The organism is Streptomyces sp. NPDC057950 (assembly GCF_042887295.1).
Classification (GTDB): Bacteria; Actinomycetota; Actinomycetes; order Streptomycetales; family Streptomycetaceae; genus Streptomyces; species Streptomyces kaempferi.
Map to the genome: position 1 here is coordinate 41,148 of NZ_JBHVPP010000011.1, position 18,452 is coordinate 59,599.

General features: G+C 70.8%; 17 protein-coding genes. 12 read left to right on the forward strand and 5 right to left on the reverse strand.

Annotated features, from left to right (window positions below; all coding sequences use genetic code 11):
• Positions 1-126: 126 nt before the first annotated feature.
• Positions 127-507, forward strand: a complete 381-nt coding sequence (locus ACFVTC_RS19390; RefSeq protein WP_390128485.1) for an anti-sigma factor antagonist — start codon at positions 127-129, stop codon at positions 505-507.
• A gap of 116 nt (positions 508-623) precedes the next feature.
• Here the strand turns inward: ACFVTC_RS19390 and ACFVTC_RS19395 are convergent, their stop codons facing one another.
• Both ACFVTC_RS19395 and ACFVTC_RS19400 read right to left on the reverse strand, forming a co-directional pair.
• The gene (locus tag ACFVTC_RS19395; protein ID WP_390128488.1) at positions 624-1,541 is read right to left on the reverse strand and encodes a class I SAM-dependent methyltransferase; all 918 of its coding nucleotides are present in this window, start codon (positions 1,539-1,541) and stop codon (positions 624-626) included.
• Positions 1,542-1,808: 267 nt separating this feature from the next.
• Entirely contained in the window at positions 1,809-2,762 is a 954-nt protein-coding gene (locus tag ACFVTC_RS19400; protein WP_390128490.1) for a ribose-phosphate diphosphokinase, read from the reverse strand.
• Between the two features lie 244 nt (positions 2,763-3,006).
• Between ACFVTC_RS19400 and otr(A) the strand changes: the two genes are divergently transcribed.
• The 5 genes from otr(A) to ACFVTC_RS19425 all read left to right on the forward strand — a co-directional run bounded on the left by otr(A) (position 3,007) and on the right by ACFVTC_RS19425 (position 8,125).
• Positions 3,007-4,863 (forward strand): tetracycline resistance ribosomal protection protein Otr(A), encoded by a 1,857-nt coding sequence (otr(A), locus tag ACFVTC_RS19405; protein WP_390128493.1) that lies wholly within the window; start codon positions 3,007-3,009, stop codon positions 4,861-4,863.
• Positions 4,864-5,040: 177 nt separating this feature from the next.
• A complete protein-coding gene (locus tag ACFVTC_RS19410) occupies positions 5,041-5,691 on the forward strand; it encodes a DUF4230 domain-containing protein (protein WP_390128495.1) in 651 nt (216 codons plus the stop codon).
• 56 nt (positions 5,692-5,747) lie between these two features.
• Positions 5,748-6,419 (forward strand): VanZ family protein, encoded by a 672-nt coding sequence (locus ACFVTC_RS19415; protein WP_390128498.1) that lies wholly within the window; start codon positions 5,748-5,750, stop codon positions 6,417-6,419.
• A gap of 135 nt (positions 6,420-6,554) precedes the next feature.
• Positions 6,555-7,790: an RICIN domain-containing protein gene (locus ACFVTC_RS19420; protein WP_390128500.1), complete on the forward strand. Its 1,236-nt coding sequence runs from the start codon at positions 6,555-6,557 to the stop codon at positions 7,788-7,790.
• Positions 7,791-7,894: 104 nt separating this feature from the next.
• Entirely contained in the window at positions 7,895-8,125 is a 231-nt protein-coding gene (locus ACFVTC_RS19425) for a hypothetical protein (RefSeq protein ID WP_390128502.1), read from the forward strand.
• Between the two features lie 148 nt (positions 8,126-8,273).
• Here ACFVTC_RS19425 and ACFVTC_RS19430 read toward each other — a convergent pair whose 3' ends face one another.
• Positions 8,274-8,513, reverse strand: a complete 240-nt coding sequence (locus tag ACFVTC_RS19430; protein WP_148011937.1) for a hypothetical protein — start codon at positions 8,511-8,513, stop codon at positions 8,274-8,276.
• A 131-nt stretch (positions 8,514-8,644) separates the two neighbouring features.
• Between ACFVTC_RS19430 and ACFVTC_RS19435 the strand changes: the two genes are divergently transcribed.
• Positions 8,645-9,682, forward strand: a complete 1,038-nt coding sequence (locus tag ACFVTC_RS19435; protein WP_390128504.1) for a PHP domain-containing protein — start codon at positions 8,645-8,647, stop codon at positions 9,680-9,682.
• Between the two features lie 399 nt (positions 9,683-10,081).
• Entirely contained in the window at positions 10,082-11,041 is a 960-nt protein-coding gene (locus ACFVTC_RS19440) for an SDR family NAD(P)-dependent oxidoreductase (protein ID WP_390128506.1), read from the forward strand.
• Positions 11,042-11,411: 370 nt separating this feature from the next.
• Here ACFVTC_RS19440 and ACFVTC_RS19445 read toward each other — a convergent pair whose 3' ends face one another.
• Positions 11,412-12,734 (reverse strand): ROK family protein, encoded by a 1,323-nt coding sequence (locus ACFVTC_RS19445; protein ID WP_390128509.1) that lies wholly within the window; start codon positions 12,732-12,734, stop codon positions 11,412-11,414.
• Between the two features lie 167 nt (positions 12,735-12,901).
• Between ACFVTC_RS19445 and ACFVTC_RS19450 the strand changes: the two genes are divergently transcribed.
• The 4 genes from ACFVTC_RS19450 to ACFVTC_RS19465 are packed head-to-tail and all read left to right on the forward strand — an operon-like array spanning position 12,902 to position 17,484.
• On the forward strand, positions 12,902-14,215 hold the full coding sequence (locus ACFVTC_RS19450) for an ABC transporter substrate-binding protein (RefSeq protein WP_390128511.1): 1,314 nt from the start codon (positions 12,902-12,904) through the stop codon (positions 14,213-14,215).
• A gap of 14 nt (positions 14,216-14,229) precedes the next feature.
• On the forward strand, positions 14,230-15,231 hold the full coding sequence (locus ACFVTC_RS19455) for a carbohydrate ABC transporter permease (protein ID WP_390128513.1): 1,002 nt from the start codon (positions 14,230-14,232) through the stop codon (positions 15,229-15,231).
• 25 nt (positions 15,232-15,256) lie between these two features.
• Positions 15,257-16,096: a carbohydrate ABC transporter permease gene (locus ACFVTC_RS19460; protein ID WP_153292733.1), complete on the forward strand. Its 840-nt coding sequence runs from the start codon at positions 15,257-15,259 to the stop codon at positions 16,094-16,096.
• Positions 16,097-16,125: 29 nt separating this feature from the next.
• The gene (locus ACFVTC_RS19465) at positions 16,126-17,484 is read left to right on the forward strand and encodes a GH1 family beta-glucosidase (RefSeq protein ID WP_390128516.1); all 1,359 of its coding nucleotides are present in this window, start codon (positions 16,126-16,128) and stop codon (positions 17,482-17,484) included.
• Between the two features lie 126 nt (positions 17,485-17,610).
• Here the strand turns inward: ACFVTC_RS19465 and ACFVTC_RS19470 are convergent, their stop codons facing one another.
• Entirely contained in the window at positions 17,611-18,387 is a 777-nt protein-coding gene (locus ACFVTC_RS19470; protein WP_390128518.1) for an enoyl-CoA hydratase-related protein, read from the reverse strand.
• Between the last annotated feature and the right edge of the window lie 65 nt (positions 18,388-18,452).

Below are 18,452 nucleotides of genomic sequence, written 5' to 3' on the forward strand. Positions count from 1 at the left end.
GAAGACATATGTCAATCGAACATGCTGAAATTCACTCCAACGAGAGTAACTTGCAGAGCAGGGGCCGGAGTTGTGGGTCCCCGGCCATCAAGAACTGTTCAGCAGCCGGTTGGAGGCGATGTCGTCGTGACCCACGACCCCGCGCCGCCGCACCGGCATCTGCGCGTCCGCCGGGACCGCGGCCACACCGTGCTGGAACTCCACGGGGAGATCGACATCCTCACCGCCCTGGCGATCACGCCGTACCTGGACTCGGCCACCGGTCGACCGGAGCCACAGGTCGTGATCGACCTGCGGCCCGTCGAGTTCTTCGACTGCTCGGGGCTGCGCCTGCTGTACCGGGCCAGGAGCCGGGTGCTGGCCCGGGGCGGACGGCTGCACCTGGTCTGCGACCGTCCACTCACGCTGCGCATGCTGAGGGTGACCGGCCTGGACCGCCTCCTGCCGCCCTCCGCGTCGCTCGACGAGGCACTGGGGCAGCCTGAGGCGGCGTCGGGCACCGTATGACGGCGGCCACCGCCGGCCCCGGGCCGCACGCGTCGGCGGCCGTCCGGGGGGAAGAGGCCGAACACGCCTCCAGAGGCTGCCTCCTGGCCGTGGTGGCGGGTCGGATCGAACCGACGTCAGTGGCTCTCCGCGACGGCTACGCGACCCGACCGCAAGGATCTCCGGCCGCGTGCCGGGCTGTCGAGGGCGTGTGCGAGGGCGAGCAGGTTGTCGTCCGACACCACCCGCAGGCCGTGCTCCGCGAGCAGTGCGGCCATCCGCTGCGGCCTCCACAGCGAGCGCCACGGCTCGCCCGACGTGACGGAACCGCCGAGCACGCGGGTCAGCAGCCGGCCTGCGGCCGCCCTCGCCGACGGCGCCTGATAGTTGACGACGAGTGCGCTGCCCGGGACCGTCCGGGCGGCGAGTGCGGCGACCGTGGCGCGCACCTCGTCGCGCGTGAGGTAGGGGACGACGCCCTCCCACAGCCAGGTCGTCGGCGAGGAGGGGTCGTGCCCGGCGGCATCCAACGCCGCACCGAGGTCATCGACGGCGAAATCGACCGGCGTGAACCGCACGGAACGGGCGACGGCCGACAGCTCGGCGGCGGGGCCACCGCTCTCATCCGGTTCCCCGCTGGCTGACGTGGCCTCGGCGAGGCGGGCGCGCTTGTCCTGCTGGGACGCCGGATGGTCGACCTCCCACACATCTGTCCGCGCGAGCTCGGTCAGACGCCACGCGCGCGTGTCCAGACCGGCTCCGAGGATCACGAGCTGGCCGGTCACGTGGGCGCGCAGGGCGTCGTCGATCGCGACCGTCCGCTCCACGAGCACCTCGGCGCACGCCCGCACACTCTCGTACACGGTGCGCTCCCGCCAGCCCTGCGGCGGAGTGTTCGCGCGCACCTCGTCCACGGGCTTGCGTTCCGCGACGCGCAGCAGCCGTACGGCCACCGGATCCGCGAACCGGCCCGTAGCGGCCCTCCCGTTCGCGGCCGCCCGCCCCTGGCAGACCAGCACCGCCGTCCGGCTCGCCGCCCGCCCGCTCCCGCTCATGGCGCCATATTCAACACCACCCCGCGGCCGCCGTCGCCGTTCCACCACGGCCCGGGCGACGGTCCCGCCTCAGCTCCCCTTGCGCGCGGCAAGCCGCGACGCGAGCAGGTGTGCCGGGCGAGGCGCCCGGAGCAGGCCGGTCATGACGGCGAACCGCACGCCGGGCCGCGCCGCCCGCCGGACTGCCCGTCCCTCAAGATCACGCGCCACCCCGGCTGATGTGTGCCAGAGAGACAGGCTCGATTGCCAAGTCCCGCTCTCTCGCGCCTATTCGCTCTGAGGCGCGTCGAACAGGGCGCTGACGGACTCGCCGTTGTGAATGCGCCGCACGGCCTCCGCGAGTGCCGGGGCGATGGACAGGATGCTCAGCTTCTCGGTGTGCTCCTCGCGCGGCACGGGCACGGTGTTCGTGCACACGATCTCCAGCACGTCCTCCTGCTCGCTGAGCCGCTTGAGCGCGCCCGCCGCGAACAGCCCGTGGGTACAGGCGACCCGGATCGAGCGCGGCCCCAACTCCCGCAGGCGCTCGAGCAGTTCGAGAACGGTGCTGCCCTTGGCGATCTCGTCGTCGAGCACGATGACATCGCGTCCGGCGATCTCACCGATGACGGAGCTGATGCTCACCCGGTCGTCGGCGAACCGCTGTTTGGCACCGGCAGCCACCTGCGCGCCGATCAGCCTCGCGAAGGCAGCCGCCTCCTTGGCATTGCCAAGATCGGGCGACACCACCGTAGTACGGGACAGGTCGTGTCTGCGGAAGTGCGCGGCCAGCTCGCGCAGCGCGTGCAGGTGGTCGACCGGCACCGAGAAGAATCCGTGGACCTGCGGGGAGTGCAACGTCATGGCCAGCACCCGGCTCGCCCCGGCCGCCACCAGCAGGTCGGCCACCAGCCGCCCGCCCATGGAGATCCGCGGCATGTCCTTCTTGTCCGAACGCGCGTACGAGTAGTGCGGCATCACCACCGTGATCCGCCCGGCGGACGCCCCCCTGGCCGCGTCGCACATCATCAGCAGCTCCACCAGGTGTTCCTGCACCGGGGTGACGAGCGGCTGCACGAGGAACACGTCACGCTCACGACAATTGGCCTGGAGCTGCACCTCCAGGCAGTCGTTGGCGAACCGGCTGACCCGGGTCGGACTGAGGGGCACGCCGAGATGCGCGCAGACCTCTGCCGCCAGCTCGGGATGGGCACTACCGCTGAACACGGCGATGTCACGCACGACCGCTCCTCGCAAGATCGAACCGGGTGCGCCGCCGGCTGGCATGATCGCCGGGATGCGTACTTCATCGTACTGGGCCCCGGCCGGGTGCCCCACCGGGGAAAACCGGTTGCGCACGGTCACCGTCCGCACGCCATGATGGCCCCGCCCCGCACTGCTCACCCTCGGGAGAACGACATGCGCCGATTCCTCGGAACGTCTCAGCACCCCTGCCGGACGACCATTCCCGAGGACTTCACCACGCATGCACACCCTGAACATCGGCATTCTGGCCCACGTCGACGCCGGTAAGACCAGCCTCACCGAGCGGCTGTTGTTCGACGGCGGCGCCCTCGACCGGCTCGGCAGCGTCGACGCGGGCGACACCCGCACCGACGACGGCGAGATCGAGCGCCTGCGCGGCATCACCATCCGCTCGGCCGTCGCCGCCTTCACCGTCGGTGACGTCCAGATCAACCTGATCGACACCCCCGGGCACTCCGACTTCATCGCCGAGGTCGAGCGGGCCCTGGAGGTCCTGGACGGCGCCGTACTGCTGCTCTCCGCCGTGGAGGGCGTGCAGGCGCAGACCCGCGTGCTCATGCGGACCCTGCGACGGCTCCGGCTGCCCACGCTCGTCTTCGTCAACAAGATCGACCGGACGGGAGCGCGGGAGGAGGCACTGCTCGACGACGTCCGGCGCCGCCTCACCCCGTACGTCGTCCCGCTCACCCGTGTGCGGGACATCGGCGGGCCCCACGCCCGTGTCGTACCGCGTCCGCTCGACGAGTCGGCGATCGGCACACTCGCGGAGGTGGACGCCGACGTGCTCGCCGGGGTCGTGGACGGTCCCGCGCCGACCCCGCAGGCGCTGGACGCCGCCCTCACCGCCCGCACCGCCGACGGCTCCCTCCATCCGGTCCTCTTCGGATCCGCCCTGGGCGGCCAGGGTGTTCCCGAGCTCGTCGAGGCGCTGGTGCGGACGGTGCCACGGCCGCCGGCTCCCGACTCCGGACAGCCCCGCGGCACCGTCTTCGCCGTACGGCCCGGCCCCGGCGGTGAGCGCACCGCGTATCTGCGCCTGTACGGCGGAGAAGTGACACGTCGTCAGCGGCTCACGTTCGTGCGACGCGAGGCCGACGGACGCACCCGCACGGTGCCAGGCCGCGCACGTGAACTGGAAGTCGTCGGGCGGCCCGGGGCGGCCGCCCTCACCGCGGGCGACATCGCCGCGATCCGCGGCGTGAGCGGTGTCCGCGTGGGCGACCGGCTCGGCGACGTCACCGACCGTACGCCGCAGTTCGCCGCGCCGACGCTGGAGACGGTGGTCCGGGCGAAGCACCCGCACCAGGCCGCCCCGCTGCGCTCGGCACTGCTCGCCCTGGCCGACCAGGACCCGTTGCTGCGGACCCGCCCCGCCCCCTCCGGCGCCACCTCGCTGCTCCTCTACGGTGAGGTCCAGCTGGAAGTCCTCGCGGCCACGCTCGCCCAGGACTTCGGCATCGAGGCGGAGTTCGAACCGAGCCGGGTGCGGTTCGTGGAGCGGCCGGACGGCACCGGGGAGGCGTGCGAGGAGATCCAGCGACACGGCCACCTCGGGTACTGGGCGACCGTGGGCCTGCGCATCGGGCCGGGACCGCTCGGTTCGGGCGGCGTCTTCACCTACGAGACCGAACTCGGCGCTCTTCCGCGCGCCTTCCACCAGGCGATCGAGGACACCGTCCACGCGACCCTGCTCGCCGGTACGCACGACCGGCCGGTGACGGACTACCGCGTCACCCTGATCCGCTCCGGATTCGTCGCACCGCTCAGTACGGCCGCCGACTTCCGGGGCCTCACCCCGCTCGTGCTGCGGCGGGCGCTGGCGCGGGCGGGAACGCGCGTGTACGAGCCCTGTCACACCTTCGAGGTGGAGGTGCCGCTCGACGCACTGGCCCCGGTGAGCGCGCAACTCGCCTCGCTGGGTGCCGAGTTCGGGGAGACCACCGGTGGGCGCGTCTCCTGGCTGGTCACCGGCGAGTTGCCGGCCCGGCGGGTGCGTGACATGGAACTGCGGCTGCCGGGGCTCACCCACGGAGAAGGCGTCTGGTGGTCGCGCCCGTCGGGCGACCGGCGCGTGTAGTCAGGCGGTCGCCGCGGGGCGGGGAGCTCGCCGCGAGGCGGGGAGCTCGCCCTTCCTGCCCCGGCGTCCGCCCCGTCACGGAAACCCGTGCCCCCCGCACCGATATTGGGCCGCCAACCGGAGGGTCTAGCAACGGGATTGGCGGGCATCCGAGGAGCAGGAAGGAGGGCCGTCGACATGACGACGTCCATCAAGCGCATGCCCGTGTGGGCCAAGGTGATCACCGCCGTGGTACTGGTGCTCGTGGTGCTGTTCGCCGGGCTGCGGCTGGCCGTTCTCCCGGGGCTGCGCGATCTGTTCGGCACGGAGACGCACGACCGCTCCGGGCCCGCGCTCCTGCAGTCGATCCAGGACATGAGCCGCTACGACGCCGCGTCGGGCAACTTCCAGGTGGTGGTGGACCTGGAGAAGGACGCGAAGTTCCTGCCCGACGCCATCCGCGGCTCCCGCACGCTCTACGTGGGCGCCGGGACGGTCGACGCGTACGTCGACCTCGGGTCGCTCGCGAAGAACGACGTGACGGTCAACTCCGACCGCACCTCGGCCACCCTGCGGCTGCCGCACGCGGTGCTCGGCAAACCCGCCCTCGACCCCAACCGCTCGTACGCCGTCTCCAAACAGCGCGGTCTGCTGGACCGGCTCGGCGACTTCTTCTCCGACAACCCGAACAGCGAGCGGTCCGTGCAGAAACTCGCGGCGAAGCACATCGGCGACGCCGCGAAGGACAGCCGTCTGACGGCACGGGCCGAGCGGAACACCACCAGCATGCTCGACGGCCTGCTGCGCTCTCTCGGCTTCACCGATGTGACCGTCACCTACGGCACCTGACACGAGTGGTGCACGGCATTGCGGGTAACAGCCTTCGACCAGGGAAATGTTGAATCGTGGAGGATCGAGTGATCCGTACGGCGTTGGGCACGCGTGCCGGGAAATCCGGCCGCCCACAGGACAAGGCAAAGACGTCCGCACAGGGCAAGCGCAAGACACCGTCCGGGGACAAGGCGAAGGCCTTCCGCCGCCGTCCGGGGAAGACGGCCAGGGACACGCGCACGGCACCGGCCAAGGAGCAGCGCAGGTCGCTCCCGCTGCTGGTCCGGCTGCTGGTCATGCTGCTGGCCTTCGTGGCCATGGTGGCGTTCGCGGTCGCACTGGCCCGGCTGACGCTGGAGCCGTCTCCGGCGTCGAAGGCTCTGATCCACACCAATCTGCACCCCGGGCGGTCCCTGCGCGCCTACCTCGACCAGCCGGCGCTGCGTGACGCCGTGAAACAGATCGGCGGGAACGTCCTGCTCGGTGTGCCTTTCGGCGTGCTGCTGCCGGTCCTCGTCCCCCGCACCCGCGGGATCCTGCGGGTGGTGCTGCTCACCGCGACGGTGATGCTGCTCGTGGAACTGGCCCAGGGTGCGTTCATCACAGGGCGCGCCTTCGACATCGACGACGTCATCCTCAACACCACCGGCGCGCTGGTGGGTTATCTGCTGCTCGGGCGGCGGATGGGCCGGGCCGTGCATCCACGCCGTCGCTTCCGCAACCGGCGCGATTCCCGGGAGGCCTGAGCCGAACCCGAAGTGCTGGTCCGGACCAAAGTATTGACACCCCCTTACCTCACTCCTTAAATCAAGAGGCGAAGCACGCACCCCCCACCTCAGTCGGCGCCCCCTTCCCCGGGGCACCGTACGGAAGGGAGAGTCTTGAACTCCCCACGCCTGCTCCGCAGATGCCTCTTGGCAGTGCTGTCCGCAGCGCTCGTCACCGCGGCCGCCGTCGTTCCCGCCCAGGCGGATCCCCCGACGGCGGTCGCGGCCGTCACCACCTTCTCGGACACGTTCGACGGTGCCTCCGGCGCCGGCGTCGACTCCTCGAAGTGGCAGGTCGAGACCGGCGACAACGTCAACAACCACGAGCGCCAGTACTACACGGCCGGCAACAACAACGCGAAGCTGGACGGCCAGGGCCATCTGGTGATCACCGCCCGTCGGGAGAACCCGGGCAACTACCAGTGCTGGTACGGCCGTTGTGAGTACACCTCGGCCCGGATGAACACGTCCGGGAAGTTCACGGGCACCTACGGCCATGTCGAGGCGCGGATGAAGATCCCGCGCGGGCAGGGCATGTGGCCCGCCTTCTGGATGCTCGGCACACCGGTCAACTGGCCGGACTCGGGCGAGATCGACATCATGGAGAACGTCGGCTTCGAGCCCTCGACCGTGCACGGCACGATCCACGGGCCGGGGTACTCCGGCTCCGGGGGCATCGGCGCCGGCTACACCCTGCCGGGCGGCCAGGCCTTCGCCGACGCCTTCCACACCTTCGCCATCGACTGGGCCCCCGACTCGATCACCTGGTCGGTCGACGGCAACGTCTACCAGCGGCGCACGCCCGCCGACCTGGGCGGCAGGACCTGGGTGTTCAACAAGCCGTTCTTCATGATCCTCAACCTCGCGGTCGGCGGCTACTGGCCGGGCGACCCCGACGGTTCCACCGCCTTCCCGCAGCAGTTGGTGGTGGACGAGGTCAAGGTGACGACGAGCGACGGTTCGGGGCCCACCGGCGGCCGGATCACCGGCCTGGCCGGCAAGTGCGTGGACGTGGCAGGGGCCGGCTCGGCCAATGGCACGCCCGTACAGCTCTACGACTGCAACGGCACCGCGGCCCAGCAGTGGTCGGTCTCGTCCGACGGGACGATCCGCGCGCTGGGCAAGTGCCTGGACGTCACCGGCGGTGGCACGGCGGACGGCTCGACCGTCCAACTGTGGGACTGCACGGGCGGGCCCAACCAGAAGTGGGCCGTCAGCGCGGCCCACGACATCGTGAACCCGCAGGCCAACAAGTGTCTGGACGTTACGGGCAACAGCTCGGCCAACGGCACCCGGCTGCAGATCTGGACGTGCTCGGGCGGCGCCAACCAGAAGTGGGCCGTGGGCTGAGATTCCACCTCGGGGGACGGGGGGACGGGGGGTCCGGTGGGGGTTCGCACCCCGGCCGGACCCCCCGTACATGTCCCCCCAAGACCCGGCAGACGCCCCCCTGCATGCCCCACGTACATTTCCGCACGCTCGGCGTCCGGGGCGTACGCGCCGCCGGCGGTCCGCCCATGGCCTCGTACCTGGGGCGGACCGCGCGGGTCGGCGGCCGGTCGGCAGCCACCGAACACGAGGACTCCCGAGGAGACGAACGGGTTCCCCGGAGCGGCTGCTGCTCGCCCGGCAAGATCGACCGTGCCCTCGTGACCGCGGGCGGATGCCCGGTTCCGGACCGCTGATGATCTTTACGGGGTGCGGGGCCGTTCCTCCTGAAACAGCTCGCACCGGCGCGGAACCCGCAGGTCCGCGCGCTCCCCCACGCCCTCGACCGGTGGCGCCGCCGGTGCCGTTGTCAGTACCGGCGCCCGTGCCGGTACCGCACCGCTGCTAATGGCGCGGCAGCCACGTGAACTTGTCGCCGCCCACCCAGCGGACCACGTCCGGATCGTCGAGATCGTGGACGGTGATCCCGTAGGCGGCGGCCGTCACGAGTACGTCGGTGATCGCCCTCGCCTCGCAGACCACTTCGCCGTCGATCTCCATGATCCGGAACGGCGGCGTGCCCGGCTGCACCCCGAGCACCAGGATTCGTGGTTGGGAGATGTGGGGGCTCGCGATTTCGGTCATGAGTAGAGCGTAGATCGATTCGCGCACGTGGGCGGGGGCGCGCGTCCAGCCGGGTGAGCCTCCCGCCGTGCGCGCGCACGGCGCCTGGGCGAGGCTGGAAGGGCCCGTGGAGACGGGGGAAGGTGGCGCCGATGGATCCCGTCGAGGCCCTGGACCGGATCGCGTTCCTGCTGGAGCGGTCCCAGGCCCCCACCTATCGTGTACGGGCCTTCCGCACCGCCGAGTCCCTGCTGGCCGGGCTCCCGGGTGACGAGGTCGGGCGACGCGCGGCCGACGGGACCCTGGAGTCGCTGAAGGGCATCGGTCCGAAGACGGCACAGGTCGTACGGGAGGCGCTCGACGACCGGGTGCCCGGCTATCTGGAAGAGCTGGAACGGACGGCCGGGGAGCCGCTCGCCCAGGGTGGTGAGGCGCTGCGGGCGCTGCTGCGCGGCGACTGCCACCTCCACTCAGACTGGTCGGACGGCGGCAGCCCGATCGAGGCGATGGGCCGGACCGCGGCCCGGCTCGGACACGAGTGGGCGGTGCTCACGGACCACTCGCCGCGACTCACCGTGGCGCGGGGCCTGTCCCCCGAGCGCCTGCGCGAACAGCTGACGGTGGTCGGGGAACTCAACCGGCGGTGGGCTCCGTTCCGGCTGCTCACGGGGATCGAGTGCGACATCCTCGACGACGGGGCGCTGGACCAGGAGCCCGAGCTGCTGGACCAACTGGATGTCGTGGTGGTGTCGGTGCACTCCAAACTGCGCATGGACGCGCGTTCGATGACCCGCCGCATGATCGCCGCCGTGCGCAATCCGCTCGCGGACGTGCTGGGACACTGCACGGGCCGTCTGCTCACCGAGCGCCGACGGCCCGAGTCGGAGTTCGACGCGGACGCCGTCTTCACGGCCTGCGCCGAATCCGGTACGGCCGTGGAGATCAACAGCCGCCCCGAGCGGCTCGACCCACCGCGCCGACTGGTGCGGCGGGCGGTCGACGCGGGCGTGCTCTTCTGCGTCGACACCGACGCGCACGCCCCCGGTCAGCTCGACTGGCAGATCCGCGGCTGCGCGCGGGCGCAGGAGTGCGGAGTGCCCGCCGGGCGGGTGATCACCACCTGGACCGCGGACGAGCTGCTGACCTGGACCCGGGACCGGACGCCCCCGTCGCGCGCGACAGGTGCCTGACGCCGGTGGTCGTGGGGCACGGTGGCCGGCGCCACCGGTCCCGCCGTCTCCCCTTCTGGGTGACCCACATCACCGCCCCCGCCCTGCCATCGGGGGAACACCCACCGGTAGTTCCCCGTTGAACCAACCGTGGGTATGGATGGGACAGTGTCCCCGGGCCTCACCTATAGCCCACAGGGATGATCGTTCGGCTGATGCCCTGTGGAGCCTTCCGCCGAGAGGCGACCGCCATCCGTGCCCACCACAGACGGCCCCGACCGCGATTCCCCCGTCCGGTCGGGGCCTTTCCCCTGCCCATGGCGGGCGCCGCGGGGCGGGCCGCCGGCACCCGCACCGGCCCCCGGCACGGCGGCGGCGCACGTTTGACTTCGAGTGCTCTCCAATCCGTACCGTCGTCGCATGACCACTGCACAGCACAAGATCGGCTCGGGGTTCGGCGCCCGCAGCACCGCCGACGACGTCCTCCAGGGCCTCGACCTCACCGGGAAGCTCGCGATCGTCACCGGCGGATACTCTGGGCTCGGCCTGGAGACGACGCGCGCGCTCACCGGGGCCGGCGCCCACGTCGTCGTCCCCGCACGGCGTCCCGACGTCGCCCGGGAAGCGGTGGCGGGCATCGACGGTGTCGAGGTGGACGAGCTCGACCTCGGCGACCTCGACAGCGTCCGCGCCTTCGCCGAGCGGTTCCTCGCCTCGGGCCGGACCGTCGACATCGTGATCGACAACGCCGGGATCATGGCCTGCCCGGAGACCCGGGTCGGGCCCGGCTGGGAAGCCCAGTTCGCCACCAACCACCTCGGCCACTTCGCGCTCGTCAACCGGCTCTGGCCCGCGATCGCGCCCGGTGGCGCGCGGGTCGTCTCGGTGTCCTCCACCGGCCACCACAACTCGGGCATCCGCTGGGACGACGTGCACTGGCGCGAGGGCTACGACAAGTGGGAGGCGTACGGACAGGCGAAGACCGCGAACGTCCTGTTCGCCGTCCAACTCGACCGGCTCGGCCGGGACTCCGGCGTGCGCGCCTTCGCCCTCCACCCCGGCGGCATCCTCACTCCGCTCCAGCGTCACCTCGCCAAGGAGGAGATGATGGAGCGCGGCTGGATCGACGAGAACGGCGTGCCGCTGAACCCGGACGCCTTCAAGTCGCCCGCCCAGGGCGCCGCGACCCAGGTATGGGCCGCGACCTCGCCGCAACTGGCCGGTCTGGGCGGGGTGTACTGCGAGGACTGCGACATCGCCGAGGTCACTCCCGTGGACGGCGAGCGGACCGGCGTACGGGAGTACGCGATCGACCCCGAGCAGGCCGCCCGGCTGTGGCAGCTGTCGGCCGAGCTGACCGGGGTGAACGCGTTCGCCTGACCTGACCTCTGGCCGACGCGTGTTCGGGCCGACGCGTGTTCGCGGCGGCCGCAGCGCGGGCCGGCCCGGTCACCGGCCCGCCCGACGCGGACGTGTCGTCGTGGGTGCCGTGCACGACGAGCGCGGGAAGATCGGTCCTCGGCAGTTCAAGGGGGAGGTCCGGGGTGGTGGCCAGTTCCCTGAGGGCCGCCCCCGCGCTCTCGGTACGGCATGGGAAGCCTCCCGGGATCCGGTCACGACGCGGGGTTGCGTCCGGGCACGTCCTTCGTGGTTCCGGGAGGCGGCTGCCCGGTCGATCACCCCGGACGTCATGAAGGCGCGCGGGCCGGTGAGCCGGTGCGCGCGCCGGCTCGACGCGCACCCCGGTACGTCAGTGCGGCGCGCGCTCCTCCAGGGCCGCGCGCCAGGCCGGCGAGGGCCCCTCGTTCACCGGCTCGGCGCGCCTGCCGCCCCGGGCGAAGAAGTCGGCCAGAGGAAGGATCGCGGCGCCGACGGTCACCGCGTCCGGTCCGAGCCGGCCGAGGTCGATGGAGACACGTTCGGCGGGATACCGCAGGGCGTACGAGGTGGCGTACCGGCGTACGGCGGGCAGGAAGCGGGTGCCGAGCTGGAGTCCGGCCCAGCCGCCGATGAGGATGCGCTCGGGCTGGAACAGATTGATCAGGTCGGACAGGCCCGCGCCCAGGTACTCGGCGGTCTCCTCCAGAACGGAGAGCGCCACCGGATCGTGCTCGGCGTCCCCGTCGGGGTACGCGGCGGCGAGCATCGCGGTGAGCGCGGTCTCCTCATCGGTGCCCTCCGGCGGGCGTCCGCCCTCCTCGCGCCAGCGGTCGAGCAGCGCCTCCGCACCGGCGTATGCCTCCAGGCAACCCAGGGAACCGCAGCGGCAGCGGCGCCCCCTGACCCGTACGGTGAGGTGCCCCCATTCGACGGACCGGCCGTTCTCCACGTCCTCCGTGACCAGGCAGGCGCCGACACCGGAGCCGAAGAGGACGACGACCGCGTTGCGCGCGCCGCGTCCGGCGCCGAACCACATCTCGGCCTGGCCGAGGGTCCGGGCGCCGTTGTCCGCGAAGTACGGGACGGAGTCGGGGAGTCGGCAGGTCGAGCGGAGCAGGGACTCCAGCGGTACGGCGTCCCAGCCGATCGTCTGACCGTGCACCACCGCGCCACGCTCGGGGGTGCGGGCCACGATGCCGGGGACGCCGATGCCGACGCCGAGGAGCTGCTCCGGGTCGATCCCCGCCTCGGCGAGCACCTCGGCGATGCCGTCGCGGATGTGCCCGACGATGACGTCGACGTCGTACTCCCGGCGCTGCGAGGGCCGGTCGACCTCGAACCCCTGGCGCTCCAACGGCCGTTCCGTGCGGGCCAGTTCGGTGAGGGTGAGGTCGAACAGCTCGACGCGGACCCGGGTCTCGCCGACATCGACGCCGATCATGTGGCCGCTGCCGGGCGCCACCCGCAGCAGGGTGCGCGGCCGACCGCCGTCGGACTCGACGCTTCCGGCCTCCTCCACCAGTCCGTCGGCGACGAGTTCGGCGACCACGTTGCTGATGGAACCGGAACTCAGCCCGGTGGCCGGGCCCAGTTCGTAGCGGCTCATCGGGCCATCGAAATACAAACGTTGCAGTACGGCGGTGCGATTGCCCCGCCGCAGGTCACGCACTGTCCGACCGTTGCGCCCCGCCATGTGAATCCCTTCCGGCCTGCCCGACCTGCAAGATACAGCTGCGCGATCCCTTGACGCGACTTTCTTCCGGGTCTTAACTCACGTCCTAAATTAAGCCATGAGGGTCGTTCGAGAAGTGAACGGACCCGACCCTCCTGGCTCCCTCCGGGAAAGGGACATACGCAGCCATGCGCAGAATCCGAGCCGCGGCCGCCGGTGCGGTCACCATCTCCCTGCTGACCGCCGCGACCGCCTGTGGCGGCGGCTCGTCGAACGGCGGGTCCAACGACTCGCCGAAAACGCTCACGTACTGGGCGTCCAACCAGGGCGCCAGCATCGAGATCGACAAGAAGGTCCTCCAGCCCGAGCTCGACAAGTTCGAGAAGCAGAGCGGGGTCAAGGTCAAGGTCGAGGTCGTGCCCTGGTCCGACCTGCTGAACCGGATCCTCACCGCGACCACCTCGGGTCAGGGCCCGGACGTCCTCAACATCGGCAACACCTGGAGCGCCTCCCTGCAGGCCACCGGCGCGCTGCTGCCGTGGGACGCGAAGAACTTCGCCAAGATCGGCGGCAAGGACCGCTTCGTCGACTCGGCGCTCGGCTCGACCGGGGCCGAGGGCAAGGACCCGGCCGCGGTGCCGCTGTACTCGATGGCGTACGCGCTGTACTACAACAAGAAGTCGTTCGCCGACGCCGGCATCGCGAAGCCGCCGGCCACCTGGGACGAGCTCGTCGCCGACGGCAAGAAGCTCTCCAAGGGCGGCAAGTGGGGCCTGGGCGCCGAGGGCTCGAACGTGTCGGAGAACATCCACCACGTCTTCGTCTTCGCCAAGCAGCACGGGGCCGACTTCTTCACCGCCGACGGCAAGGCCGACTTCACCAACGACGGCGTGGTCGCGGCGGTCCAGCAGTACGTCGGGCTGATGGCGACGGACAAGATCATCGCGCCGGGCAACGCCGAGTACGCGCAGAACCAGTCCGTCAGCGACTTCGCCAAGGGCAAGAACGCCATGCTGCTGTGGCAGTCCGCGTCCGCCAACCTCAAGTCGCAGGGCATGAGCGAGGACGCGTACGGCATCGCGCCGGTCCCCGTGCAGTCCGGCACCCCCGGCACGGGCACGAACGTCAACTCGATGGTCGCGGGCATCAACCTCGCCGTCTTCAAGAACTCCAAGAACCTCGACGGCGCCGCCAAGTTCGTGAAGTTCATGACCAGCGACGCGGAGCAGAAGATCCTCAACACGGCGTACAGCTCGATCCCGCCGGTCAAGACCGCCCAGGGCGACAGCGCCTTCAACTCCCCCTCGAACGTGGTCCTCAAGGACACCCTGGCCAAGAGCGCCGCCGCGCTTCCGCAGGTCGCCGACGAGTCCCAGTTCGAGACCGCGGTCGGAACCGCCGTGAAGGAGCTGTTCGCGGCCGCCGCGGCGGGACACCCGGTCACCACGGCCTCGGTGAAGGCCGAGCTCGAGAAGGCCCAGCAGCAGATGCCGAAGAAGTGAGTGCGGACACCCTCATGACCACCACGACCGCCGCCTCTGCCGACTCCGGCGAGCGGACGGTGCGCAAGGACTCCCCCGGTGCGGCGCGCGGCCCGCGCCGCACCGGGCGGATCCGTCGCATCGGACTGCCCTACCTGCTGCTCCTGCCCGCCCTGCTCCTCGAACTCCTCGTCCATCTGGTGCCGATGGTGATCGGCATCGTGATGAGCTTCAAGGAGCTCACCCAGTTCTACATCCGTGACTGGGGCACCGCGCCCTGGTCCGGCCTCGACAACTACAAGGTCTCGGTGGACTTCAGCGCGCCCGTCGGCAAGGCGCTGCTCCACTCGTTCATGGTCACCGTCGGCTTCACCCTGCTCTCGGTCGGCCTGTGCTGGCTGATCGGCACCGCGGCCGCGATCTACATGCAGGACACCTTCCGCGGGCGCGGCCTGCTGCGCGCGCTGTTCCTCGTCCCGTACGCCCTTCCGGTGTACGCGGCGGTCATCACCTGGGTGTTCATGTTCCAGCACGACAACGGCCTGGTGAACCACGTGCTGCACGACCAGCTGCACCTCACCGACAAGCCGTCCTTCTGGCTCATCGGCGACAACAGCTTCTACGCGCTGCTCGTCGTCTCCGTGTGGAAGGGCTGGCCGTTCGCCTTCCTGATCATCATGGCCGGCCTGCAGAACATCCCGGGCGAGCTGTACGAAGCGGCCGCCCTCGACGGCGCGGGCCTGTGGCAGCAGCTGCGCCGGATCACCCTGCCGTCGCTGCGCGCGGTCAACCAGGTCCTGATCCTGGTGCTGTTCCTGTGGACGTTCAACGACTTCAACACACCGTTCGTCCTGTTCGGCAGGACGGCCCCGGAGTCCGCGGACCTCATCTCGGTCCACATCTACCAGGCGTCCTTCGTCACCTGGAACTTCGGCACCGGATCCGCCATGTCGGTCCTGCTGCTGCTCTTCCTGCTCGTGGTGACCGGCACCTACCTGCTGCTGACCTCCCGGGGAAGGAAGACCGCCGATGTCTAGCACCTCGCAGGCACACCGCTCGCCGATGGCTCCGCCGAACTCCTTCCTCTGGTCCCGGCGGATCTTCCTGACACTGCTCACGGGCTTCGTCCTGGTGCCGGTCTACGTGATGGTCTCCAGCTCCCTGAAGCCGCTCGCGGACGTCTCGGGCAAGTTCCGCTGGGTGCCGAGCGGTCTGACCATCCGCCCGTACATCGACATCTGGTCGACGGTCCCGCTGGCGAGGTACTTCGTCAACTCGCTGATCGTGGCGGGCGCGGCGACGGTCTGCTCGGTGGTGATCGCGGTCTTCGCGGCGTACGCCGTCAGCCGTTACGAGTTCCGGGGCAAGCGGACCTTCACGGTCACCGTGCTGTCCACGCAGATGTTCCCCGGCATCCTCTTCCTGCTCCCGCTGTTCCTCATTTACGTCAACATCGGCAACGCGACGGGCATCGCCCTGTTCGGCTCCCGCGGCGGGCTGATCCTGACGTACCTCACCTTCTCGCTGCCGTTCTCGATCTGGATGCTGATCGGGTACTTCGACTCGGTGCCGCGCGATCTGGACGAGGCGGCGCTGGTGGACGGCTGCGGTCCGCTGGGCGCGCTGTTCCGGGTCGTCGTGCCGGCCGCGATCCCCGGCATCGTCGCGGTCGCCGTCTACGCCTTCATGACCGCCTGGGGCGAGGTGCTGTTCGCGTCGGTGATGACCAACGACACCACGCGCACACTCGCCGTCGGGCTCCAGGGCTACTCCACGCTCAACAACGTGTACTGGAACCAGATCATGGCCGCGTCGCTCGTGGTCAGCGTCCCGGTGGTCGCCGGGTTCCTGCTGCTCCAGCGCTATCTCGTCGCCGGGCTGACGGCCGGAGCCGTCAAGTGACCCACTCCACCACCCCCGAAGGGACTTCCGTGACCATCGACCTTGCCGCACTTCCCGAGGGCTTCCTGTGGGGCACGGCCACGTCGGCCTACCAGATCGAGGGCGCCGTCACCGAGGACGGCCGCTCACCCTCCATCTGGGACACCTTCTCGCACACCCCCGGCAAGATCGACAACGGTGACGACGGGGACCTCGCCTGCGATCACTACCACCGCTGGCGCGAGGACATCGCTCTGATGCGCCAACTCGGCACCAACGCCTACCGGTTGTCCGTCGCCTGGCCCCGCGTCGTGCCGGGCGGTGACGGCCGGGTCAACACCAAGGGCCTCGACTTCTACGACTCCCTGATCGACGGCCTGCTGGAGGCGGGCATCACCCCGTCGGTCACCCTCTACCACTGGGACCTGCCACAGGTGCTCCAGGACCGCGGTGGCTGGCCGGCCCGCGAGACGGCACTGCACTTCGCCTCGTACGCGGCCGTCGTCGCGGAACGTCTGGGTGACCGCGTCAAGCACTGGACCACCCTCAACGAGCCCCTGTGCTCGGCCTGGATCGGTCACCTGGAAGGGCGGATGGCCCCCGGCCTGGCGGACATCACGGCCGCGGTCCCCGCCTCGTACCACCTCCTCCTCGGGCACGGACTGGCCACCCAGGCGATCCGCGCGGCGGTCCCGGACGCCCAGGTCGGCATCGTGAACAACCTGGCCAGCGTGGAGGCGGCCACCGACCGCCCCGAGGACGTCGCGGCGGCCCACCGGCTCGACGGGCACACCAACCGCTGGTGGCTCGACCCGGTGCACGGCCGTGGCTTCCCGGCCGACATGCGCGAGGTGTACGGGGTCGAACTCCCCGAGCAGCCCGGCGACTTGGAGACGATGGCGGAGCCGTTGGACTGGCTGGGCCTCAACTACTACTTCCCCTCCAGTGTCGTCGACGACCCCACCGGACCGATCCCCCAGGTCAGCGCGCTCCGCCGCCCCGGAGTGCCCCGCACCGCCATGGACTGGGAGGTGGAGGCCTCCGGCATCGAGCGCCTCCTGCACCGTCTGACGGACGACTACGGCGCCCGCAAGCTGTACGTCACGGAGAACGGCTCCGCCTACCCCGACGTCGTCCGGCCCGACGGAACGGTCCACGACCCGGAGCGCACGGACTATCTGGAGCGCCACCTCGCCGCCTGCGCGTCGGCGGCCCGCAAGGGTGTCCCCCTCGCGGGCTACTTCGCCTGGTCCCTTCTCGACAACTTCGAGTGGGCCTACGGCTACGACAAGCGCTTCGGACTCGTGCACGTCGACTACAAGACGCAGAAGCGCACGGTGAAGGGCAGCGGGCACCGGTACGCGGACATCATCCGCCAGTACGCGGAGCGGGGACGCAACGCGGCGTGACAGGGACCCGGCGGCCTCCCCGGGGATGTTCCCCTCGGGAGGCCGCCGGACGCGCTCACGCGAACGCGGTGCGCGATGCCAACGGGGCCTGGCGGTCACCGGGTCGGACCTCGCGGCGCAGCCCTTTCAGCGGACCTCGGTCGTGCGGTCGAGGAACCGCCGCAGCCCGGTCCGTACGCCCTCGGTGGGCACGGTGGCCGCGAAGCACGCCGCCTCGAACGCGAGTCCCTCGTCGATGGGCAGGTCGACACCGCGGGTGACCGCGCGCGGGCAGGCCGCCACGGCCGTCGGTGCGTGCCGGATGATCCGTCGGGCCAAGTGCCAGGCGGCGTCCATGAGTTCGGCGGCCGGGACGACGGCGTTGACGAGTCCGGTCTGCTCGGCGCGTGAGGCGGCAACCGGGTCGCCGGTCAGGATCATCTCGAGGGCGCGCTTGCGGCCGACGTGGCGCGGCAGCCGCTGCGAGCCGCCGAAGGGCGGTGGGAAACCCAGGGAGATCTCGGGTTTGGCGAACGTGGCGTGTTCGGCGGCGATCGCCAGCGGGGCTGCCTCCGTGATCTCGCAACCGCCCCCGTACGCGAGTCCGTTGACCGCGACGATGACGGGCTTGGGGAACTCCTCGATGCGCCGGGTCAGTGTGTGTCCCCGTCGCACGATCTCGCGCAGCGCCCGTTCGGGGCCGCCCGCGATGCTCCCGGCCAGGGACGGAATGTCCGCGCCCGCGCTGAACGCCCGTTGCCCGGCGCCGGTGAGGACGACCGCCCGGACGGAGTCGTCGGCTTCGACCCGGTCGAGGCTCGCGAGCAGCGCGTCGATCGTCGGGTAGTCGAGGGCGTTGAGCTTGCGTTCCCTGTCGATGGTGATCGTGACGACGAACTCGTCCCGGTCGATCCGTACGGTCATCCCACCTGCTCCGTTCCGCCTGTGTTCGGACGTGTCGAGGCTAGGAGCCGTAACCTGTGACGATC